Annotated in this window: 18 protein-coding genes and 1 other annotated feature; of the genes, 11 read left to right on the plus strand and 7 right to left on the minus strand. The window is 55.9% G+C overall.

Annotated elements, in window-relative coordinates; all coding sequences use genetic code 11:
- Window positions 1–11: 11 nt before the first annotated feature.
- From CWM52_RS05585 to acrA, 4 genes are all read right to left on the minus strand, one after another.
- Entirely contained in the window at window positions 12–230 is a 219-nt protein-coding gene (locus CWM52_RS05585) for an HHA domain-containing protein (RefSeq protein WP_004858783.1), read from the minus strand.
- A 26-nt stretch (window positions 231–256) separates the two neighbouring features.
- Window positions 257–631, minus strand: coding sequence for an Hha toxicity modulator TomB (gene tomB / locus CWM52_RS05590; protein WP_004858785.1), 375 nt, complete (start codon window positions 629–631; stop codon window positions 257–259).
- Window positions 632–1,150: 519 nt separating this feature from the next.
- On the minus strand, window positions 1,151–4,297 hold the full coding sequence (acrB, locus tag CWM52_RS05595; RefSeq protein ID WP_100683171.1) for a multidrug efflux RND transporter permease subunit AcrB: 3,147 nt from the start codon (window positions 4,295–4,297) through the stop codon (window positions 1,151–1,153).
- A gap of 22 nt (window positions 4,298–4,319) precedes the next feature.
- Window positions 4,320–5,513: a multidrug efflux RND transporter periplasmic adaptor subunit AcrA gene (acrA, locus tag CWM52_RS05600; protein WP_100683172.1), complete on the minus strand. Its 1,194-nt coding sequence runs from the start codon at window positions 5,511–5,513 to the stop codon at window positions 4,320–4,322.
- A gap of 142 nt (window positions 5,514–5,655) precedes the next feature.
- Here acrA and acrR point away from each other — a divergent pair, with 142 nt between their 5' ends.
- Together acrR and mscK are read left to right on the plus strand one after the other, a co-directional pair.
- On the plus strand, window positions 5,656–6,306 hold the full coding sequence (acrR, locus tag CWM52_RS05605) for a multidrug efflux transporter transcriptional repressor AcrR (protein ID WP_100683173.1): 651 nt from the start codon (window positions 5,656–5,658) through the stop codon (window positions 6,304–6,306).
- A gap of 133 nt (window positions 6,307–6,439) precedes the next feature.
- A complete protein-coding gene (gene mscK, locus CWM52_RS05610; protein WP_100683174.1) occupies window positions 6,440–9,784 on the plus strand; it encodes a mechanosensitive channel MscK in 3,345 nt (1,114 codons plus the stop codon).
- A gap of 50 nt (window positions 9,785–9,834) precedes the next feature.
- Here mscK and rsmS read toward each other — a convergent pair whose 3' ends face one another.
- Together rsmS and priC are read right to left on the minus strand one after the other, a co-directional pair.
- Window positions 9,835–10,011, minus strand: a complete 177-nt coding sequence (gene rsmS / locus CWM52_RS05615) for a pleiotropic regulatory protein RsmS (protein ID WP_100683175.1) — start codon at window positions 10,009–10,011, stop codon at window positions 9,835–9,837.
- A gap of 14 nt (window positions 10,012–10,025) precedes the next feature.
- A complete protein-coding gene (gene priC, locus CWM52_RS05620; RefSeq protein ID WP_100683176.1) occupies window positions 10,026–10,553 on the minus strand; it encodes a primosomal replication protein N'' in 528 nt (175 codons plus the stop codon).
- Window positions 10,554–10,621: 68 nt separating this feature from the next.
- Between priC and CWM52_RS05625 the strand changes: the two genes are divergently transcribed.
- From CWM52_RS05625 to CWM52_RS05670, 9 genes are all read left to right on the plus strand, one after another.
- Window positions 10,622–10,999, plus strand: coding sequence for a DUF454 family protein (locus CWM52_RS05625; protein ID WP_100683177.1), 378 nt, complete (start codon window positions 10,622–10,624; stop codon window positions 10,997–10,999).
- 150 nt (window positions 11,000–11,149) lie between these two features.
- Complete coding sequence (gene apt / locus CWM52_RS05630) at window positions 11,150–11,701, plus strand: adenine phosphoribosyltransferase (protein WP_100683178.1); 552 nt, start codon at window positions 11,150–11,152, stop codon at window positions 11,699–11,701.
- A gap of 91 nt (window positions 11,702–11,792) precedes the next feature.
- On the plus strand, window positions 11,793–13,706 hold the full coding sequence (gene dnaX / locus CWM52_RS05635) for a DNA polymerase III subunit gamma/tau (RefSeq protein WP_100683179.1): 1,914 nt from the start codon (window positions 11,793–11,795) through the stop codon (window positions 13,704–13,706).
- Window positions 13,036–13,100: a sequence feature (DnaX frameshifting element), on the plus strand. Its footprint overlaps the gene before it by 65 nt.
- 57 nt (window positions 13,707–13,763) lie before the next feature.
- Window positions 13,764–14,096: a YbaB/EbfC family nucleoid-associated protein gene (locus CWM52_RS05640; RefSeq protein WP_004858807.1), complete on the plus strand. Its 333-nt coding sequence runs from the start codon at window positions 13,764–13,766 to the stop codon at window positions 14,094–14,096.
- Window positions 14,096–14,701, plus strand: coding sequence for a recombination mediator RecR (gene recR, locus CWM52_RS05645; protein WP_100683180.1), 606 nt, complete (start codon window positions 14,096–14,098; stop codon window positions 14,699–14,701). Before CWM52_RS05640 ends, recR begins: the two co-directional genes overlap by 1 nt.
- Window positions 14,702–14,812: 111 nt before the next feature.
- Window positions 14,813–16,687 carry a molecular chaperone HtpG gene (gene htpG, locus CWM52_RS05650; RefSeq protein WP_100683181.1) on the plus strand — a complete coding sequence of 625 codons (1,875 nt, stop codon included), beginning with the start codon at window positions 14,813–14,815 and terminating at the stop codon, window positions 16,685–16,687.
- Window positions 16,688–16,881: 194 nt separating this feature from the next.
- A complete protein-coding gene (gene adk, locus CWM52_RS05660; protein WP_100683182.1) occupies window positions 16,882–17,526 on the plus strand; it encodes an adenylate kinase in 645 nt (214 codons plus the stop codon).
- 127 nt (window positions 17,527–17,653) lie between these two features.
- Complete coding sequence (gene hemH, locus CWM52_RS05665) at window positions 17,654–18,616, plus strand: ferrochelatase (protein ID WP_100683183.1); 963 nt, start codon at window positions 17,654–17,656, stop codon at window positions 18,614–18,616.
- Window positions 18,617–18,679: 63 nt separating this feature from the next.
- Window positions 18,680–19,984, plus strand: coding sequence for an inosine/guanosine kinase (locus CWM52_RS05670; RefSeq protein WP_100683184.1), 1,305 nt, complete (start codon window positions 18,680–18,682; stop codon window positions 19,982–19,984).
- Between the two features lie 110 nt (window positions 19,985–20,094).
- On the opposite strand, the gene ybaL is transcribed toward CWM52_RS05670, so the two are convergent.
- A complete protein-coding gene (gene ybaL / locus CWM52_RS05675; RefSeq protein ID WP_100683185.1) occupies window positions 20,095–21,771 on the minus strand; it encodes a YbaL family putative K(+) efflux transporter in 1,677 nt (558 codons plus the stop codon).
- Window positions 21,772–21,809 lie beyond the last annotated feature (38 nt).

The following is a 21,809-nucleotide window of genomic DNA, read 5'->3' on the forward strand; positions in this document are numbered from 1 at the left end:
GCTGAAATGAATTAGCGAATGAACTTCCACACCGATGTCGGGATTTTGTCGTAGAGCTTATTCATGGTCAATTCAGCAAGACGGTGATCGGCCGCTGAGTAAAATACAGCCAGTTCGTTATCTGAAAGTTCATATTTGTTTTTTTCAATTACGCGTTCCAGTGTATCAATTGTCTGACAGCGACGTAAGCGCATCAAATAGTCTGTTTTGGTTAATGGTTCACCAGACATAACTTCACCTTTTGATTGTAATAATACTAGCAAGAAAGACTTGCCGGATTTTCCCGACTGGCGTTGACAAAGCATCGGAATAACCGATTTCCCGATTTGCGCCATTTCTGTAAATCGGCCGTGTTAATGCCATAACTACTGAACAACATAAAAGTGTCATCCAGGTATTCGTCCAGCTGAGCGATCAGTTTATTATCCTCAGCGTACTTAATTTTATAATTAAGTGCGAACGTGGCTATGTGTTCGATCAATTCATTAAGTTGAAGATTGATAGCCGACGTCGGGTCATTCACCCACCCGTGGTTACTCTCTTCCAGGTTTGCAAGGCAGTCATGATACAGGGTTTCGCAAAGAAATCGAAGCTGCGCGATATCATGTCTTTTTGGCGAGTATTCGTCCATAACGCATCCCCTTTTGAGTGGTTTAAACGACGACTAACAAGCACCGTTGTGGGATGAACACGACTAACAGACCTGACACATACATTGTAATCCTGTTGTTTTAACTATAATCCACTCTCAAAAAGATTTCACCGTGCTATTACGAAAAATTACAATTATCACCGTTAATTTATCTTAAAAATATCTGAACTTATTATCCCACGGCATTCAATGTGATGCTTCTACAAAGCAATGCTTATGGATCATCGATTTAGCTGACTCTTTTCTTTGAAACCAGATCTTAAACCCGGATAACACTGAGGTTAAGAATATTCTTAGTTCAGATAAGGGTAAAACGGCAAAAGAATAATCTGATAAAAACAAAGTTAAGCTTATCACCAGAAATTGTATATCAGGATGTAAAGTAAACCGTAGCAATGCGTGCGCTTCAATATACGCTATCCGCAAAATTTCCTCAACGAATCCCGCAGTAAACGGGGGCGAAAAAAAGGGCCGCTTGCGCGGCCCTCTATGGAGAGATTAATGGTGCTCAGTCGGATGGCTGTGCTCAATGTCTTCCGATTTCTTGCTGAAGCGGCGGCGAACCACCACGAAGAAGACCGGAACAAAGAAGATAGCCAGAACCGTTGCCGTCACCATCCCGCCCATTACGCCGGTACCTACGGCGTTCTGTGCGCCGGAACCTGCGCCAGAGCTAATGACCAGCGGCATGACCCCGAGGATAAACGCCAGCGAGGTCATCAGGATTGGACGCAGACGCATACGTACCGCCTCCAGGGTCGCTTCAACCAGACCTTTGCCTTCTTTATCCATCAGGTCTTTGGCGAATTCGACGATAAGTATCGCGTTCTTCGCCGACAGGCCAATGGTGGTCAGCAGACCTACCTGGAAGTAAACGTCGTTCGTCAGACCACGGAACGTTGCCGCCAGCAGTGCGCCGATAACCCCCAGCGGGACAACCAGCATAACGGAGAACGGTATCGACCAGCTTTCATACAGCGCCGCCAGACACAGGAATACCACGATCAGCGAGATGGCATACAGCGCCGGCGCCTGGTTGCCGGACAGACGTTCCTGATAGGACATACCGGTCCAGTCATAGCCAATACCCGAAGGCAGCTTTTTGGCCAGCTCTTCCATCATCGTCATCGCTTCACCGGTACTTCTGCCCGGAGCCGCCTGACCGAGGATTTCCATCGACGGCAGACCGTTATAGCGTTCCAGACGCGGTGAACCATATTCCCAGTGTGAGGTGGAGAAGGCTGAGAACGGCACCATCTGTCCATTGCTACCGCGAACATACCAGTTGCCAATATCTTCCGGCAGCATACGGTATTTCGCTTCGGACATGACGTAGACTTTCTTCACGCGACCGCGGTCGATGAAGTCATTGACGTAGCTACCGCCCCAGGCTGCGCCCAGCGTGGTATTAATGTCACTGATAGAAACGCCCAACGCCTGTGCTTTTTCCTGGTCGATATCCACCTTGAACTGCGGCGTATCTTCCAGGCCGTTCGGACGAACGCCGACCAGCAGGTCAGGGTGTTGCGCCACTTCACCAAACAGCTGGTTACGTGCCTGGGTCAGTTTTTCATGGCCCAGACCAGCCTGGTCGATCAGCTGGAAGTCAAAGCCGGTTGCGGTACCCAGTTCGACGATAGCCGGCAGGTTAAAGGCGAAGACCATTGCATCTTTAATCTGCGAGAAACGGGCCATCGCACGACCGGTAATCGCTTCCACCTTGTTCTCACTGCCCGGACGTGCACTCCAGTCTTTCAGAGAAACGAACGCAATACCGGTGTTCTGGCCACGACCCGCGAAGCCAAAGCCGTTAACGGCAAATACCGATTCAACGTTAGCTTTCTCTTTGGTGAGATAGTAGTCCGTCATCTCGTCGAGCACTTTCTGCGTACGTTCCTGCGTAGCACCGGCAGGAAGCTGCGCCATGCTCAGGAATACGCCCTGATCTTCATCCGGCAGGAATGAACTCGGCAGACGGACGAACAGCCAGGCCATTCCGACGACGATGATCAGATACAGCACCAGGTAACGACCGGTACTACGCAGAATGTTACCTACGCTATCGGTGTAGTGGTGCGTGCTCTTATCGAACATGCGGTTAAACCAGCCGAAGAAGCCTTTATGCTCGCCATGACCGCCTTTAGCGATGGGTTTCAGCATCGTGGCGCACAGCGCCGGGGTCAGGATTAATGCAACCAGCACCGACAGCGCCATCGCCGAAACGATAGTGATGGAGAACTGGCGATAAATCGCACCGGTGGAACCGCCGAAGAAGGCCATCGGGATAAATACCGCAGAAAGCACCATCGCGATACCGACCAGCGCGCCCTGAATCTGGCCCATGGATTTGCGGGTTGCTTCCTTCGGCGGCAGGCCTTCTTCCGCCATGACACGCTCGACGTTTTCCACCACCACGATGGCGTCATCGACGAGCAGGCCTATCGCCAGCACCATACCAAACATGGTCAAGGTGTTTATCGAGAAGCCAAAAATAGCAAGGATGGCGAAGGTACCCAATAAGACCACCGGCACCGCGATGGTGGGAATCAAGGTGGCGCGGAAGTTCTGCAGGAACAGATACATCACCAGGAAGACCAGGATTATCGCTTCCACCAGCGTTTTAACCACTTCATGAATCGAGATCTTCACGAACGGCGTGGTGTCATACGGGTATACAATCTTCAGGCCCGACGGGAAGAAGGGTTCCATTTTCGTCAGTTCAGCGCGAATGGCCGCTGCCGTATCCAGCGCATTCGCACCGGTCGCCAGTTTGATACCCAGACCGGAGGCCGGCTGGTTGTTATACTTAGCGATGACGTCGTAGTTTTCGCCACCGAGCTCAACTTTCGCCACATCGCGCAGACGAACCTGAGAACCATCCTGGTTCACTTTCAGCAGGATGTTACTAAATTCGTCCACAGATTTCAGACGCGTTTGCGCAATGATCGAGGCGTTCAGCTGCTGGCCTTTCACCGGCGGCGTACCGCCTAACTGACCGGCTGCAACCTGGGCGTTCTGCGCTTTAATCGCGTTGATCACATCCACCGGCGTCAGCTGGAAGTTGTTCAGTTTGTTCGGATCCATCCAGATACGCATCGCGTACTGGGAACCAAACAGCTGAACGTCGCCCACGCCGGACGTACGGCTGATAGCATCTTTCATGTTGGCGCCAACGTAGTCGGAAATATCCTCCTGCGTCATGGTGCCGTTGGTGTTGATAACGCCGACAACCATCAGGAAGCTGCTGGAGGATTTCTCCACGCTCACGCCCTGTTGCTGTACTTCCTGCGGCAGCAGCGGCATGGCGAGCTGCAGTTTGTTCTGCACCTGCACCTGCGCGATGTCCGCGTTGGTACCAGACTGGAAGGTCAGGGTTATCTGTACCGTACCGGTTGAGTCACTGTTGGAGGACATGTACATCAGGTTATCGATACCGTTCATGTTCTGTTCGATAACCTGCGTCACGGTATCCTGCACCGTTTTCGCATCAGCACCAGGGTAGGTCGCGGTGATCGAGACCGCCGGCGGCGCAATCGTGGGATATTGCGCGACAGGCAGCTTCAGGATCGCAAGTCCCCCGGCAAGCATGATGATTATGGCGATCACCCATGCGAATATGGGGCGATCGATAAAGAAATTAGGCATGTCTTAACGGCTCCTGTTTAAGTTAAGACTTGGTTTGTTCTGACTGAGCGTTGCTGGCAACTTGCTGTTGATCGTCAGAGGCTACTTCCTGCGCTTTAACCTGCACGCCTGGTTTAACTTTTTGCAGTCCGGTGACAATCACGCGATCGCCGGATTTCACTCCGCTGGTGACCAGCCATTTATCGCCAATCGCCTGCGTGGCAGTGACCTGACGAACCTCGACCTTGTCGCCTTCACCAACAACCATCACGCTGGCGTCACCACGCGGCGTGCGGGTTACGCCTTGCTGTGGAACCAGCAGGGCATCCGGGTTGGTCCCTTCCTGCAGACGCGCGCGGACGAACATCCCTGGTAACAGGGTGTGATCCGGGTTCGGGAAGATGGCGCGTAAAGTGATAGAACCGGTGGTCTGGTCAACGGTGACGTCAGAAAACTCCAGCGTGCCGCCCTGCGGATACTTCATCCCGTCGTTGGTCACCAGTTCGACTTTGGCTTTGCCGTTTTCTTGTTTCAGCGTGCCGTTTGCCAGCTCTTGTTTCAGACGCAGGAAATCGTTGCTCGACTGGGTCACATCAACATAGATAGGGTCCAGCTGCTGAACGGTTGCCAGCGCAGTGGCCTGACCGTTTTGCACCAGCGCCCCTTCGGTCACGGCGGATTTACCAATCCGGCCGCTGATAGGCGAGGTCACTTTGGTGTAGGCCAGGTTAATACGCGCAGTTTCCACAGCGGCTTTCGCGGCAACAACGGCAGCATTGCTCTGCTGTGAGTTGGCGACGGCAGTATCGTAATCCTGTTGACTGATGTATTTGGTGCCGAGCAGTTTCTGATAACGTTTAACCGTCAGCTGCGCGATATTGGCCGCTGCCTGCGCTTTGGCTAAGTCGCCTTTCGCGCTTTCATAGCTGGCCTGGTAAGTTGCCGGATCAATCTGATAAAGGGACACGCCGGCCTGGATGTCGCCACCTTCCGTAAAGTTACGTTTCAGAATAATGCCACTTACCTGAGGACGGACTTCTGCAATACGGTAGGCGCTGGTACGGCCCGGTAGCTCAGTGGTGATTTGCAGAGGTGCGGATTTGAGCGTCACAATACCGACTTCCGGCATATGCTGAGCCCCTTGCTGAGCCGGTTTGTCGTCACATCCTGTTAGCGCTAAGCTGCCTGAGAGCATCAGAACGACCGCCAGAGGCGTTAACCCTCTGTTTTTGTTCATATGTAAACCTCGAGTGTCCAATTTCAAATTGTGCAGTGGCTCAAACGACCACAAACCCACTACTGTGTTTCTGTTATGGTCATGCTATGGTACATACATTCACAAATGTATGTAAACGCAACCTCTGTAAACTCATCGACCTATGGCACGAAAAACCAAACAACAGGCACTTGAAACCCGGCAACACATTCTGGATGTTGCTCTGCGTCTGTTTTCGCAGCAAGGCGTATCATCTACCTCGTTGGCAGCAATTGCAAAAGCTGCCGGGGTAACGAGGGGGGCTATCTACTGGCATTTCAAGAATAAATCAGATTTATTTAATGAAATATGGGTGTTGTCGGACGCAAGTATTAGCGATCTTGAAGTTGAGTATCGGGCAAAATTCCCCAACGATCCACTGTCAGTTGTCAGGGGGATCTTAATTCACGTTCTTGAAGCCACTGTGACAGAAGAGCGGCGGCGGTTAATGATGGAAATTATCTTCCATAAGTGTGAATTTGTCGGTGAAATGGAAGTGGTTCAGGAGGCGCAGCGTAGCTTATGTCTTGAGAGCTACGAACGTATCGAACACACGTTAAAGGAGTGTATTGCGGCCAATATGCTGCCGGCTAATTTGTTAACCCGCCGGGCGGCGATTTTAATGCGCAGCTATCTCTCCGGTCTGATGGAAAACTGGCTCTTTGCGCCGGATTCATTCGATCTTGAAAAAGAAGCGCGCGACTACGTGGCCATTCTTCTCGAAATGTATCAGTTTTGCCCTACGCTCCGGGCTTCTCCGGAGGTAAACAATTAGCGATGCCGGCAAAATAAAAAAGGTGCGTGTTTGCTGATAGCCGCCGCTATTCGTGCGATTGCAGAAGTGCTATTCTGCGGGCTGCGACGACCCCCGGTATTCTCCGGCTATTGCAACCACTCATGTTAACACTATGCTGCATACTATCCGTTGGCGAAATGCCACTTCCGCTTTTGTAATTGTACTGCTGTTATTTGTCGGCTGTCTTAGCGTTAATCAAGCTCAGGCTGCCGATGTCCCTGACCGATCTGATATTCAAAACCAACTTAATACGCTAAATAAGCAAAAGGAACTGACACCCCAGGACAAGCTGGTTCAGCAAGACCTGGTGCAGACGCTTGAAGCTCTCGATAAAATTGAGCGGATTAAGTCGGAAACCACTCAGCTGCGGCAACAGGTTGATCAGGCACCGGCGAAGATGCGTCAGGCGGTCGATAGCCTGAATGCGTTAAGCGAGGTGCCGGATGATGAGGCGACGCGGAAAACGCTCAGCACGCTCTCTTTGCGGCAGCTGGAATCTCGTCTCTCCCAGACGCTGGACGATCTGCAAAGCGCGCAGAACGATCTGGCGACCTACAACGGTCAGCTGGTTTCCCTGCAAACCCAGCCGGAGCGCGTGCAAAATGCGATGTATGCGGCTTCCCAGCAGCTACAGCAGATACGCAACCGTCTGAACGGCACCACCACCGGTGACGGAGCCCTGCGCCCAAGCCAGCAGGGATTACTGCTGGCGCAGCAGGCGCTGCTTAACGCGCAAATTGAGCAGCAGCGCAAGAGCCTCGAAGGTAACACCGTATTGCAGGATACGCTGCAAAAGCAACGGGACTACGTCAGCGCCAACAGTAATCGTCTCGAACATCAGTTGCAATTGCTGCAGGAAGCGGTTAACAGCAAGCGCCTGACGCTAACGGAAAAAACCGCTCAGGAAGCGGTCACGCCGGATGAGACGGCGCGTATCCAGTCCAACCCGCTGGTCCAACAAGAGCTGGATATTAACCATCAGCTGAGCCAGAAGCTTATCGCGGCGACTGAGAACGGCAATCAGCTGGTGCAGCGCAACATTAAAGTGAAAAACTGGCTCGATCGGGCGCTGCAATCTGAACGTGATATCAAAGAGCAGATTTCCGTCCTCAAAGGGAGCCTGTTACTGTCGCGCATCCTTTACCAGCAGCAGCAGACGCTGCCGTCGGCGGACGAGCTGGAAGATATGACCAACCGTATTGCCGATTTGCGTCTTGAACAGTTCGAGGTCAACCAGCAGCGCGATGCGCTGTTCCAGAGCGATGCGTTCGTCGCCAAACTGGAAGAAGGGCACAGCAGTGACGTGACCCCTGACGTACACAATGCCCTGCTGGACATCGTGGATATGCGCCGCGAACTGCTCGACCAGTTTAACAAGCAGCTCGGCAATCAGCTGATGATGGCGATTAACCTGCAGATCAACCAGCAGCAGTTAATGAGCGTCTCCAGCAACCTGAAAGCCATCCTGACCCAGCAGATTTTCTGGGTAAATAGCAATAAACCGATGGACTGGGAGTGGATTAAATCCTTCCCGGAAGCGCTGAAAGGGCAGTTTAAGGCGATGAAAATCACCGTAAACTGGGAGAAAGCGTGGCCGGCGGTGTTTGTTGCCTTCCTTGCCGGTCTGCCGCTGCTGCTGATTGCTGGCCTGATCCGCTGGCGCCTGCAGTGGTTACGGAATTACCAGGCCCGGCTGGCCTCGCAGGTCGGCCAGTTGCGTAACGACACGCAGCTCCATACGCCTAAAGCGATTCTGATCGACCTGATCCGCGCCTTGCCTGTCGTGCTGCTGATCCTGGCGGTAGGGCTGATTCTGCTGACGATGCAGCTGAACATCAGCGGGCTACTGTGGGCATACAGTAAAAAACTGGCGCTGTTCTGGCTGGTGTTTGGCCTGTGCTGGAAGGTGCTGGAAAAAGACGGCGTCGCGGTAAGCCACTTTAATATGCCGCCGCACCTGACCAGCCACTGGCGTCGGCAAATTGTGCGCGTCAGTCTTGCGCTGCTGCCGCTGAATTTCTGGTCGGTGGTCTCCGAGCTGTCGCCGCTGAATCTGATGGATGACGTGCTGGGGCAGTTCGTTATCCTGCTCAATCTGCTGCTGATCGCGGTACTGGTGTGGCCGATGTGTCGCGACAGCTGGCGTGATAAAGAGTCGCACAGCCTGCGTCTTCTCACCGTCACCGTGCTCTCGATTGTGCCGGTCGCGCTGATGGTGCTGACGGCAACCGGCTACTTCTATACCACCCTGCGTCTGGCCGGTCGCTGGATTGAAACCGTCTACCTGGTGATGCTGTGGAATCTGCTGTACCAGACCGTATTGCGCGGCCTGAGTGTTGCCGCGCGGCGTATTGCCTGGCGGCGCGCGCTGGCCCGTCGTCAGCATATGGTCAAAGAGGGGGCGGAAGGGGGTGAGCCGCAGGAAGAGCCGACGATTGCGCTGGAGCAGGTCAACCAGCAAACGTTGCGCATTACCATGCTGGTGATGGTCGCCTTGTTTGGCGTCGTATTCTGGGCGATTTGGTCCGATCTGATCACCGTGTTCGCCTATCTCGACAGCATCACATTGTGGCACTACAACGGCACCGAGGCGGGAGCCAGCGTGGTGCGCAGCGTGACGATGGGCAGCCTGCTGTTCGCGATCGTCGCGTCCATGGTCGCCTGGGCGTTGATCCGCAACTTACCCGGTCTGCTGGAAGTGCTGATCCTCTCGCGGCTCAACATGCGCCAGGGGACGTCCTACGCCATTACCTCGATCCTCAACTACGCGATTATCGCTATCGGTGCGATGACGGTCTTTGGCGCGCTGGGCGTTTCGTGGGACAAGCTGCAGTGGCTGGCGGCCGCGTTGTCGGTGGGTCTGGGCTTTGGTTTGCAGGAGATTTTTGGTAACTTTGTTTCCGGCCTGATTATCCTCTTCGAACGTCCGGTACGCATCGGCGATACGGTGACGATCGGCACCTTCTCCGGTACCGTCAGCAAGATCCGCATTCGCGCCACGACCATTACCGACTTTGACCGCAAAGAGGTGATCATCCCGAACAAAGCGTTTGTGACCGAACGGCTGATCAACTGGTCGCTGTCCGACACCGTAACCCGGGTGGTGATCCGCATCGGCGTTGCGTACGGCTCCGATCTGGATAAGGTCAAGGAAGTGCTGCTGCAGGCGGCGCACGAGCATCCGAAAGTGATGCCGGAGCCCGCGCCATCGGTCTTCTTCACCACCTTCGGCGCCAGCACGTTGGATCATGAGCTGCGTTTATATGTGCGCGAACTGCGCGATCGCAGCTATACCGTCGATGAACTGAACCGCGCGATCGACCGCCTGTGCCGTGAAAACGACATCAACATCGCCTTCAACCAGCTGGAAGTCCATCTGCGTAACGAAAAAGGGGATGAAGTGACGGAGCTTAAGCGTGAGGTCAAAGGGGACGATCCGTCTCCGGCTATCGGCTAAGACTCAGCAGGGGCGGCCAGTGTGCCGCCCCGTTTCCGACGGGCCGTCGGTCAGCGGTTATCCGTTTCATCAGACGTCTGTGCGGTGCGGTTGAGTTTGTTTTCATAATCACGTTTGATTATCTCCAGCGCCCCCAGTACGGTTTGCGCTGACACCTGGTTCTCTTCCAGCAGCATTATCAAATCAACGGCCAGTTTGACCTCATCCGGGGCATTTTCCAGCGACATAGTGATTCCTTCTGTTAGCGCGTTAAGCGTGCCAGCACGCCTTCTATTTTTTCCAGCGCATCGCGACAGCGCGCTAAACGCCCGGCGCAGGCATCGACTTCCTTCGCCAGCCGCTGCTGCTCCTCAAGCGTTGTCGCCTGCGCCAGTTGATGCTGGCGATCGTTGCGCATCGCCAGCAGTCGACGTTCGTACTCCTGATGCTGAAGCCGCCGCCGCTGCCAGCGGTTCACCCCGGGCGAGGCGCTGTCCCAGCTGCGTAGCGGCCAGGTTGCCGCCTCCCGGCTGAGGGCGGCAACCTGCGCGACCAGCCGCTCCGCCAGCCAGGCGACCTGCGGAAGCTGCTGCTGCTCAACGGCCTGCCGCAGCTCGGAAAAGTGCTGCTGCGCCTCCTTGAGACAGTCCTGCATCAGGGTGCTGCGAGTACGGAACAGCTGGCGATCGAAGCGGGCGCTGAGCGTAGCATGATGCGCCAGCGGCGCAACCTGCGCGGCCAGCTGAGCCAACTGATTTTCCAGCGTGTGTAAAAGCCGGGTTGTTTTCAAATAACTCCTCCCTGGTCTGATAGACAACTGTGCTACAGTAGCCCTCTTTGCTGATAACGATTCGCATTATGCCACGTATCATTTTAATCATCATAGGCTGGCTGGCGGTAGTGCTGGGGACGCTGGGCGTCTTTTTGCCTTTATTGCCGACCACCCCGTTTATACTGCTGGCGGCCTGGTGTTTTGCCCGGTCTTCACCGCGCTTTCACCACTGGCTGCTGCACCGTTCCTGGTTCGGCGGCTATCTTCGCCACTGGCAGCAATACCGTGCGATGCCGCCCGGCGCCAGGCCGCGGGCAATCGTGATGATTCTGCTGACCTTCGGCGTGTCGCTGTGGCTGGTTAAGCTTACGTGGGTTCGCATCATGCTGCTGGTGATTCTGGCCTGCCTGTTGATATTTATGTGGCGTATTCCGGTTGTTGACGCGACGCAACAAAAGCACTGATGCACCATAATGAGTGTTGCAATTGTCGCTTACAGACAGTAAATTCGAGCGTTTTCGAGCGCGGGCACGCCTGGTCAAAGGTTAATCAAATGTTTCTTTGACCCGTCTGGCCTGCCCGTGAGTAACACCGTTTTTATCAGGCATAAACTTATGACCGCAACTGCACAGCAGCTTGAATATCTAAAAAGCAGCATCCAAAGCATTCAGGACTATCCGAAACCGGGTATTCTTTTCCGCGATGTCACCAGCTTGCTGGAAGACCCGAAAGCCTATGCGTTAAGCATTGAGCTGCTGACCGAGCGTTATAAAAACGCCGGTATCACCAAAGTGGTGGGCACCGAGGCGCGCGGTTTTCTGTTTGGCGCTCCGGTTGCGCTGGCGCTGGGTGTGGGTTTTGTGCCGGTACGTAAACCGCGCAAGCTGCCGCGTGAAACCATTGCCGAGAGCTACGAGCTTGAATACGGTACCGATCAGCTGGAAATTCATGTCGATGCGATCAAAGCAGGCGATAAAGTTCTCGTCGTTGACGATCTGCTGGCCACCGGCGGCACCATTGACGCCACCGTGAAGCTGATCCGTCGTCTGGGCGGTGAGGTTCATGATGCCGCGTTTATTATCAACCTGTTTGATCTGGGCGGCGAACAGCGTCTTGAGAAAGCGGGCATTCACTGTTATAGCCTGGTTCCATTCCCGGGCCACTAAGCATTTCCCGAGACATAGCCTCGCCGATCGGGCGGGGCTGTGATAGCATGACCCCTCGTGATTTCACCTTCCAGCGTTTCAGAGCCAGCCCATGAGTTATCAGGTCTTAGCCCGTAAATGGCGCCCACAAACCTTTGCTGACGTCGTCGGCCAGGAACATGTGCTGACCGCACTGGCGAATGGCTTATCGTTAGGGCGCATTCATCACGCTTATCTCTTTTCCGGCACTCGCGGGGTAGGAAAAACCTCCATCGCGCGCTTGCTCGCAAAAGGGTTGAACTGTGAAACCGGTATTACTGCCACGCCGTGCGGCGTGTGCGATAACTGCCGCGAAATAGAGCAGGGGCGCTTTGTCGATCTGATTGAGATTGATGCCGCTTCCCGTACCAAAGTCGAAGATACCCGCGACCTGCTGGACAATGTCCAGTATGCGCCGGCCCGTGGCCGCTTTAAAGTCTACCTGATCGATGAAGTCCACATGCTGTCGCGCCACAGCTTCAACGCGTTGTTAAAAACGCTGGAGGAGCCGCCTGCGCACGTCAAATTCCTGCTGGCGACCACCGATCCGCAGAAGCTGCCGGTGACTATCCTGTCGCGTTGTCTGCAGTTCCATCTTAAGGCGCTGGATGTCGAACAGATCCGCCATCAGCTTGAGCATATTCTCGGCGCAGAGCAGATTGCTTTTGAATCCCGCGCGCTGCAGCTGCTGTCGCGCGCGGCGGACGGCAGCCTGCGCGATGCCTTAAGCCTGACCGATCAGGCGATTGCCAGCGGCGATGGTCGTCTGACGGCGGAGTCGGTCAGTACGATGCTCGGCACCCTCGACGACGATCAGGCGCTGTCGTTAATTGAGGCGCTGGTGGCGGCCGATGGCGAACGCGTTATGGCGGGGGTCAACGAAGCGGCCTCCCGCGGCGTTGAGTGGGAAGCGCTGCTGGTTGAAATGCAGAGTCTGCTGCACCGCATTGCGATGGTTCAGCTCTCTCCTTCGGCGCTGGGCGCCGATATGGCCGCGGTGGAGCTGCGGATGCGTGAACTCGCGCGCACCGTGCCGCCTACCGATATACAATTGTACTATCAGACGCTCCTGATTGGCCGCAAAGAGCTGCCGTATGCGCCGGACAGGCGTATGGGGGTGGAAATGACGCTGCTGCGCGCGCTGGCATTCCATCCGCAGGCGCCGCTGCCGGAACCCGAGGTGAGGCCGCTACCGGCAACGCCGTCCGCGCCTGTGCAGGCGGCGCCCGTCTCCGCTCCGCCGGTACAGCCGCCGCCGCAGAATCTGCCGCAAACCACCAGTCAGGTACTGGCGGCACGCAGTCATCTGCAGCGCAACCAGGGAGCACCCAGTCCAAAAAAGAGTGAACCGGCAGCCGCATCCCGCGCGCGGCCGGTGAATAACGCTGCGCTGGAGCGACTGAGTTCAATCACCGAGCGCGTGCAGTCCCGTCCGGCCGTTGCTGCGGTGCAGGAAAAGGTTCCGGCCAAAAAAGAAGCCTATCGCTGGAAAGCGACGACGATTGTCGAAACGGTGAAAGAAGAGGTCGCGACGCCGAAGGCGCTGAAGAAAGCGCTGGAGCATGAAAAAACGCCGGAGCTGGCGGCAAAACTGGCGCTGGAAGCGGTCGAACGCGACGGCTGGGCGGCGGAAGTTAACCAGCTGGTGGTGCCGAAACTGGTAGAGCAGGTGGCGCTGAACGCGTGGAAAGAGCAGGACGGTAGTCGTATCTGCCTGCATCTGCGTCCGAGCCAGCGGCATCTCAATTCCGCTGGCGCGCAGCAAAAGTTGGCTGAAGCGCTCGGCGTGTTGTACGGTTCAGCGGTTGAATTGACCATCGTGGAAGACGATAATCCTGCGATGCGCACGCCGCTGGAGTGGCGGCAGGCAATTTATGAAGAGAAGCTCGCGCAAGCGCGTGACGCGATTATTGCGGATAACAACATCCAGACGCTGCGCCGGTTCTTCGATGCGGATCTGGATGAAGAGAGTATCCGCCCCATTTGATTGCAAGTTTGACTTGCGGTCAGCATCCTTAACGATGACTTACTGAGAGAGAAGCCTATGTTTGGTGGAAAAGGCGGTCTGGGTAACCTGATGAAGCAGGCCCAGCAGATGCAAGACAAAATGCAGAAAATGCAGGAAGAGATCGCGCAGCTGGAAGTGACCGGCGAATCCGGCGCAGGTCTGGTTAAAGTGACCATTAACGGCGCGCATAACTGCCGTCGCGTGGAAATTGACCCGAGCCTTCTGGAAGACGACAAAGATATGCTGGAAGATCTTGTCGCTGCGGCGTTCAACGATGCGGCGCGCCGTATTGAAGAGACCCAGAAAGAGAAGATGGCTTCCGTCTCCTCCGGCATGCAGCTGCCGCCTGGCTTTAAGATGCCGTTCTGATGCAAACCAGCCCGCTGTTAACTCAGCTTATGGAAGCATTGCGCTGCCTGCCGGGCGTTGGCCCGAAGTCAGCGCAGCGCATGGCGTTTACGCTACTTCAGCGCGATCGTAGCGGCGGGATGCGTCTGGCGCAGTCATTGACGCGCGCGATGTCGGAAATCGGCCACTGCGCCGATTGCCGCACCTTCACCGAGCAGGAGGTGTGCAATATTTGCAGCAACCCGCGCCGCCGTGAAAACGGCCAGATTTGCGTGGTGGAAAGCCCCGCAGACATCTACGCCATTGAGCAGACCGGGCAGTTTTCCGGGCGCTACTTTGTCCTGATGGGCCACCTGTCGCCGCTTGATGGCATCGGGCCGGACGATATCGGGCTCGATCGTCTGGAGCAGCGCCTGCGCGACGAATCGATGCGGGAAGTGATCCTCGCCACCAACCCGACGGTGGAAGGCGAAGCGACCGCCAACTACATCGCCGAACTCTGCGCGCAGTATGGTGTGGAAGCCAGCCGTATCGCCCACGGCGTACCGGTAGGCGGCGAGCTGGAGATGGTTGACGGCACCACGCTGTCGCACTCCCTTGCCGGCCGGCACAAGATTCGTTTTTAACCAAACGGAGGCGCTTTTTGGCGCCCCCGCTTGAAAATTTCTCCCCCAGTCCCCATCTCCCCTTCATCGGTTTTTTTACCATTAACAATGGCATTGTTGAGGTTGATTTAGATGAAAGGACAAGAAACTCGTGGTTTTCAGTCAGAGGTTAAACAGCTTCTGCACCTGATGATCCATTCTCTTTATTCCAATAAAGAAATTTTCCTGCGTGAACTGATTTCCAACGCCTCCGATGCGGCCGACAAGCTGCGTTTCCGCGCGCTGTCCCAGCCGGACCTGTATGAAGGCGACGGCGAGCTGCGCGTGCGCGTCTCTTTTGACAAAGATAACCGCACTTTGACCATCGCCGATAATGGCATCGGGATGAATCGCGATGAGGTGATTGACCACCTTGGGACGATTGCCAAATCCGGCACCAAATCGTTCCTCGAATCCATGGGCTCCGATCAGGCGAAAGACAGCCAGCTGATTGGCCAGTTTGGCGTCGGCTTCTACTCGGCGTTTATCGTGGCCGATAAAGTCACCGTGCGCACCCGCGCGGCGGGCGATAGCGCGGAAAATGGCGTGTTCTGGGAGTCTGCCGGCGAAGGCGATTACACCGTTGCCGATATCACCAAAGCCGATCGCGGCACTGAAATTACCCTGCACCTGCGTGAAGGCGAGGATGATTTCCTCAACGACTGGCGCGTGCGTTCGATCATCAGCAAATATTCCGATCATATCGCGCTGCCGGTAGAGATTGAAAAGCGCGAAGAGGTTGACGGTGAAACGGTGATCTCCTGGGAGAAAATCAACAAGGCCCAGGCGCTGTGGACGCGTAATAAGTCGGAAATCAAAGACGACGAATATAACGAATTCTATAAACACATAGCCCACGACTACAGCGATCCGCTGACCTGGAGCCACAACCGCGTGGAAGGCAAGCAGGAGTACACCAGCCTGCTGTACATCCCGTCGCAGGCGCCGTGGGATATGTGGAACCGCGATCACAAGCATGGCCTGAAGCTGTACGTGCAGCGCGTCTTCATCATGGATGAAGCCGAGCAGTTCATGCCGAACTATCTGCGCTTTGTCCGCGGCCTTGTCGACTCCAACGATCTGCCGCTGAACGTGTCGCGTGAAATTCTGCAAGACAGCAGCGTCACCCGCAACCTGCGCACCGCCCTGAGCAAACGCGCGCTGCAGATGCTGGAAAAACTGGCCAAAGACGACGCGGAAAAATATCAGACCTTCTGGCAGCAGTTTGGCCTGGTGCTGAAAGAAGGCCCGGCGGAGGACAGCGCGAATCAGCAGACGATTGCGAAGCTGCTGCGTTTCGCCTCTACCCATACCGATTCCGCCGCGCAGAGCGTGTCGCTGGAAGAGTATGTCTCGCGCATGAAAGAAGGGCAGGAGAAGATCTACTACATCACCGCCGACAGCTATGCCGCGGCGAAGAGCAGCCCGCACCTCGAGCTGCTGCGTAAGAAAGGCATCGAAGTACTGCTGCTTTCTGACCGCATCGACGAGTGGATGATGAGCTACCTGACCGAGTTCGATGGCAAGGCGTTCCAGTCGGTCGCGAAAGCCGACGAATCGCTGGATAAGCTGGCGGATGAGGTCGACGAAAGCACCAAAGAGGCCGAAAAGGCGCTGGAACCGTTCGTTGAGCGCGTGAAAACGCTGCTGGGCGAGCGGGTGAAAGAGGTCCGTCTGACGCACCGTCTGACCGACACCCCGGCGATTGTCACCACCGATGCGGACGAAATGAGCACCCAGATGGCGAAGCTGTTTGCCGCTGCGGGTCAGTCTGCGCCGGAAGTGAAGTACATTTTCGAACTGAACCCGGCGCACCCGCTGGTGAAACGTGCCGCCGATACTCAGGATAACGCGCAGTTCGGTGAGTGGGTCGAGCTGCTGCTCGATCAGGCCCTGCTGGCTGAACGCGGTACCCTGGAAGATCCTAACCAGTTTATTCGCCGCATGAACCAGCTGCTGGCTTCCTGATCCCTTTGTTGTTTGTCCACACCGGTCTGGCCGGTGTGGACGCCTCCTCCGATAGCGTAAAATCTGCCTTTCAGGCAAAATAAACCTTCCATTAACCGTTTCAGCCGCTCTGCCTTCCTTGAGCCATCCGCATTCTGGTGGTATCGTTTAGCGCTTTTTGAAAAATTGAATCAACTTTTGAGGGGATTTTCGTAATGCGTATTATTCTGCTTGGCGCTCCGGGCGCGGGTAAAGGAACTCAGGCTCAGTTCATCATGGAGAAATACGGAATTCCGCAAATCTCTACCGGTGACATGCTGCGCGCTGCGGTGAAATCTGGCTCCGAGCTGGGCAAACAGGCCAAAGACATCATGGACGCTGGCAAGCTGGTGACTGACGAACTGGTTATTGCGCTGGTGAAAGAGCGTATCACCCAGGAAGATTGCCGTAACGGTTTCCTGCTCGATGGCTTCCCGCGCACCATTCCGCAGGCTGACGCCATGAAAGAAGCGGGTATCGCCGTTGATTACGTTCTGGAATTTGATGTGCCGGACGAACTGATCGTTGACCGTATCATTGGTCGTCGCGTTCACGCGGCTTCCGGTCGCGTATACCACATCAAATTCAACCCGCCGAAGGTTGAAGGCAAAGACGACGTGACCGGCGAAGAGCTGACCACTCGTAAGGATGACCAGGAAGAGACCGTCCGTAAGCGCCTGGTGGAATACCATCAGATGACGGCGCCGCTGATCGGTTACTATCAGAAAGAAGCTGAAGCGGGCAACACCCGGTACGCGAAGGTTGACGGTACCAAAGCCGTTGCCGACGTGCGCGTTGAACTGGAAAAAATCCTCGGTTAATCCCGTTGGTTCTCATCCTGCTACGGTGGGATGAGAACATCTCTCATTCTACCTTTTTCTATGATTGGTTCCGTTTAGCGCCATTTCAGCTACAATTGTCAGCGATTCAAATGGTTAAGAGGCGGTCATGCATCAGACGAAAACAGGTATCTTGTTAGCCAACTTAGGCACTCCCGATGCGCCCACGCCCGTTGCGGTGAAGCGCTATCTGCGACAATTTCTCAGCGACAAGCGGGTAGTTGATACGCCCCGTCTGCTGTGGTGGCCGCTCCTGCGCGGCGTGATACTGCCCCTGCGCGCGCCGCGGGTCGCGAAACTTTATCAGTCCGTGTGGATGGAAGAGGGCTCGCCGCTGATGGTTTACAGCCGTCGACAGCAGCAGGCGCTGGCCGCGCGTCTACCCGATACGCCGGTTGCCTTAGGCATGAGCTACGGTTCGCCTGCGCTGGAAAGCGCGGTGGATGAACTGCTGGCCCAGGGCGTTGACCACATCGTGGTGCTGCCGCTGTATCCGCAGTACTCCTGCTCCACCGTGGCAGCCGTGTGGGATGAACTGGCGAGAATTCTGGCTAAAAAACGGGCCATCCCGGGTATCTCCTTTATTCGCGATTATGCCGATGATGCCAGCTATATCGATGCGCTGGCCGCCAGCGTGCGCGCATCGTTTGCCATGCACGGCGAACCGGATGTGCTGCTGCTTTCTTATCACGGCATCCCGCAGCGTTTTGCCCATGAAGGCGATGATTACCCACAGCGCTGCCGCGATACCACCCGCGAGCTGGTCTCCGCGTTGGGACTGGCGCCGGACCGCGTCATGATGACCTTCCAGTCGCGCTTTGGCCGCGAGCCGTGGCTGACGCCCTACACCGACGAGACTTTGAAAATGTTGGGCGAGAAGGGCGTGAAGCATATTCAGGTGATCTGTCCGGGCTTTGCTGCCGATTGTCTGGAAACGCTGGAGGAGATTGCGGTACAGAACCGGGAAGTCTTCCTCGAAGCTGGCGGGCAGAAATATGAATATATCCCGGCGCTTAATGCGGACAGCGCGCATATCGAAATGATGGTCAACCTGACGGCACCGTATCGCTAATCGCATGCGGCAAGGGGAATATGCTATTATTCCCCGCTTGTTCACTGCCATTAAATCGCCACTATGAAATTTCCCGGTAAACGCAAATCCAAACACTACTTTCCCGTTAATGCCCGCGATCCGCTGCTGCAACAAACGCAGCCGGAAAATGAATCCAGCATCGCGTGGGTGGTCGGCATCGATCAAACGCTGGTTGATATCGAAGCCAAAGTAGATGAGGCGTTTATCGTGCGCTACGGCCTCAGCGCCGGCCATTCGCTGGTCATCGAAGATGATGTCGCTGAGACGCTCTATCAGGAGCTGGTACGGAATCATTTAATTACCCACCAGTTTGCCGGTGGTACGATCGGCAATACCATGCACAATTACTCGGTGCTGGCGGATGACCGCTCGGTATTGCTGGGCGTCATGTGCAGCAACATCGAAATCGGCGGCTACGCCTATCGCTATCTGTGCAACACCTCCAGTCGTACTGACCTGAACTATCTGCAAGGGGTCGACGGGGCTATTGGCCGCTGCTTTACCCTGATTAGCGACGCGGGCGAACGCACCTTTGCCATCAGTCCGGGCCACATGAATAAGCTGCGTCCGGAAAGCATTCCTGAAGAGGTGATTGCCGGCGCCTCTGCGCTGGTGCTGACCTCCTATCTGGTGCGCTGCAAGCCCGGCGAGCCGATGCCGGACGCGACGATGAAAGCCATCGAGTATGCCAAAAAGCATGATGTGCCGGTGGTGCTGACGCTGGGAACGAAGTATGTCATTGCCGATAACCCGCAATGGTGGCAGCAGTTCCTCAAGGAGAACGTCTCTATTCTGGCGATGAATGAAGAAGAAGCTGAAGCGCTGACCGGGCTGTCCGATCCGCTGCTGGCTTCGGATAAGGCGCTGGAGTGGGTGGACCTGGTACTGTGTACCGCCGGACCTGCGGGGCTGTATATGGCCAGCTTTACGGAAGACGAGGCCAAACGTAAAACCCAGCATCCGCTGCTGCCGGGGGCGATCGCCGAATTCAACCAGTATGAGTTTAGCCGCGCAATGCGTCATCAGGATTGCGTGAACCCTTTACGGATTTACTCGCATATCGCGCCGTATATGGGGGGGCCTGAGAAAATTATGAATACCAACGGTGCCGGTGACGGGGCGCTGGCGGCGCTGCTGCACGATATTACCGCCAATAACTATCACCGTAATAACGTACCAAACTCCAGCAAGCACAAGTGCAAGTGGCTGACCTACTCGTCGCTGGCGCAGGTATGCAAATACGCGAACCGCGTCAGCTATCAGGTATTGAACCAGCACTCTCCGCGTTTAACTCGCGGCCTGCCGGAACGAGAAGATAGTCTGGAAGAGGCATACTGGGAGCGTTAAACCCGTTTCCCCTCTTGCGCCGCGAGAGAGGAATAAGGTAGCAACAGCAGGGACCGGCTGAGTACGCCTCTCGATGTCCGAGAGGCGCTAAGGTAGCGTCGGGAACGGGATTATCCGGTAACCACTTCACCCGCTGGCGGCGTCTCCAGCAGTAGCAGCATGGCGCGTGCGATTTCACGCTCGCCCATCACCACCTGATTCGCGCCGCGTTCGGTAATGTAATCCACTTCATCGTCATAATGCGCCCGGGCGATAATCTCGATATTCGGGCATTTCTCGCGGGCGGCAGCGACGATTTCCCCCGCTTCATAGCCGTTGGGAATGGTCAGCAGCAGCCAGCGGGCGCAGTCCAGATGCGCCAGATTCATGATCTCTTCATTCGCCGCATTGCCCAGCACCGCGCGAATACCGCGCGCGCGCAGCTCATCGACGCGGGTACGTGAGGTTTCGATAACCACCAGCGGAATCCCCTGGGCCATCAGCTTTTCGCCCAGCAGGCTCCCGACGCGGCCAAAGCCCACCAGCAGCGCGTGGTTGCAAATATCGACCGGAATCTGCTTCTCTTCCTCAAGCACTTCTTCGAAGGTCTGCTCGTCCAGCGTCTCGGTTTTATCGAGGTATTTTTCCAGCACGGCGAACAGCACCGGGTTAAGCATGATGGAGATAATCGCCCCGGCCAGGACCAGATTTTGTCCGGCCTGCGGCAGCAGATTCAGCGCCATGCCAAGCCCGGCAAGGATAAAGGCGAACTCACCGATTTGCGCGAGGCTGGCGGCGATAGTCAGCGCGGTGCGCGGCGAGTGGCCGAACATCCGCACGAGGAAAAAGGCGGCCACCGACTTACCGAAGATAATGATAGCCAGCGTCGCCAGCACCGCCAGCGGTTGCTCCAGCAGGATCATCGGATCAAACAGCATGCCCACGGAGACAAAGAACAGCACGGCGAACGCATCGCGCAGCGGCAGCGTATCGTGCGCGGCGCGGTGGCTGAGTTCGGATTCGTTCAGCACCATTCCGGCGAAAAATGCGCCAAGCGCAAAGGAGACGTCGAACAGCTCAACCGCACCGAAGGCGATCCCGAGAGCGAGGGCCAGCACCGACAGGGTAAACAGTTCGCGGGAGCCGGTGGCGGCGCTGCGGGACATAATCCACGGTACCAGACGACGGCCCACCAGCATCATAATGGCGATAAAGGCGATCACTTTGCCGATGGTGATCCCCATATCGACGGCCAGCGACGCCAGGCCAACATTGCCTTTTTCCGCCATACCGGCGACGGCCGGCAGCAGAACCAGCGTCAGAACCATCACTAAATCTTCGACGATAAGCCAGCCGATGGCTATCTGCCCTCGTTGGCTATCAATAAGCTGCCGTTCTTCCAACGCGCGCAGCAGCACCACGGTACTGGCGGTAGAGAGACACAGGCCAAATACGATGCCGGTCATCAGCGACCAGCCCAGCACGGCAGAAAGCGCCATACCCAGCAGCGTTGCCACGGCTATCTGGGCAATCGCGCCGGGAATGGCTATCGACTTTACCGCCATCAAATCCTTTAAGGAGAAGTGCAGCCCGACGCCGAACATCAGCAATATGACGCCCAGCTCAGCCAGCTCCGGCGCCAGTTTGGTATCGGCAACGAAGCCGGGTGTAAAGGGACCGGATAACACGCCTGCTAATAGATAGCCCACCAGTGGCGAAATGCGCAGCTTATTGGCAATCATGCCGAAGATAAAAGCGAGTACGAGCCCACCGACAATGGTGGTGATAAGCGGTGTTGCGTGGTGCATTCCGTCTCCTTGTATGTGGTGAGCCAATCCATTTTCAG

Source organism: Raoultella sp. T31 (assembly GCF_002806725.1).
GTDB classification, from domain to species: Bacteria; Pseudomonadota; Gammaproteobacteria; order Enterobacterales; family Enterobacteriaceae; genus Klebsiella; species Klebsiella electrica.

Excerpts from the sequence above, each read along its gene's own strand:
- apt (WP_100683178.1), top strand. The coding sequence starts at position 11,150 with ATGACCGCAACTGCACAGCAGCTTGAATATCTAAAAAGCAGCATCCAA.
- CWM52_RS05670 (WP_100683184.1), top strand. The coding sequence starts at position 18,680 with ATGAAATTTCCCGGTAAACGCAAATCCAAACACTACTTTCCCGTTAAT.
- htpG (WP_100683181.1), top strand. The coding sequence starts at position 14,813 with ATGAAAGGACAAGAAACTCGTGGTTTTCAGTCAGAGGTTAAACAGCTT.
- acrB (WP_100683171.1), bottom strand. The coding sequence starts at position 4,297 with ATGCCTAATTTCTTTATCGATCGCCCCATATTCGCATGGGTGATCGCC.
- mscK (WP_100683174.1), top strand. The coding sequence starts at position 6,440 with ATGCTGCATACTATCCGTTGGCGAAATGCCACTTCCGCTTTTGTAATT.
- recR (WP_100683180.1), top strand. The coding sequence starts at position 14,096 with ATGCAAACCAGCCCGCTGTTAACTCAGCTTATGGAAGCATTGCGCTGC.
- CWM52_RS05625 (WP_100683177.1), top strand. The coding sequence starts at position 10,622 with ATGCCACGTATCATTTTAATCATCATAGGCTGGCTGGCGGTAGTGCTG.
- ybaL (WP_100683185.1), bottom strand. The coding sequence starts at position 21,771 with ATGCACCACGCAACACCGCTTATCACCACCATTGTCGGTGGGCTCGTA.
- acrR (WP_100683173.1), top strand. The coding sequence starts at position 5,656 with ATGGCACGAAAAACCAAACAACAGGCACTTGAAACCCGGCAACACATT.
- tomB (WP_004858785.1), bottom strand. The coding sequence starts at position 631 with ATGGACGAATACTCGCCAAAAAGACATGATATCGCGCAGCTTCGATTT.
- CWM52_RS05640 (WP_004858807.1), top strand. The coding sequence starts at position 13,764 with ATGTTTGGTGGAAAAGGCGGTCTGGGTAACCTGATGAAGCAGGCCCAG.
- dnaX (WP_100683179.1), top strand. The coding sequence starts at position 11,793 with ATGAGTTATCAGGTCTTAGCCCGTAAATGGCGCCCACAAACCTTTGCT.
- adk (WP_100683182.1), top strand. The coding sequence starts at position 16,882 with ATGCGTATTATTCTGCTTGGCGCTCCGGGCGCGGGTAAAGGAACTCAG.
- hemH (WP_100683183.1), top strand. The coding sequence starts at position 17,654 with ATGCATCAGACGAAAACAGGTATCTTGTTAGCCAACTTAGGCACTCCC.
- rsmS (WP_100683175.1), bottom strand. The coding sequence starts at position 10,011 with ATGTCGCTGGAAAATGCCCCGGATGAGGTCAAACTGGCCGTTGATTTG.
- CWM52_RS05585 (WP_004858783.1), bottom strand. The coding sequence starts at position 230 with ATGTCTGGTGAACCATTAACCAAAACAGACTATTTGATGCGCTTACGT.
- acrA (WP_100683172.1), bottom strand. The coding sequence starts at position 5,513 with ATGAACAAAAACAGAGGGTTAACGCCTCTGGCGGTCGTTCTGATGCTC.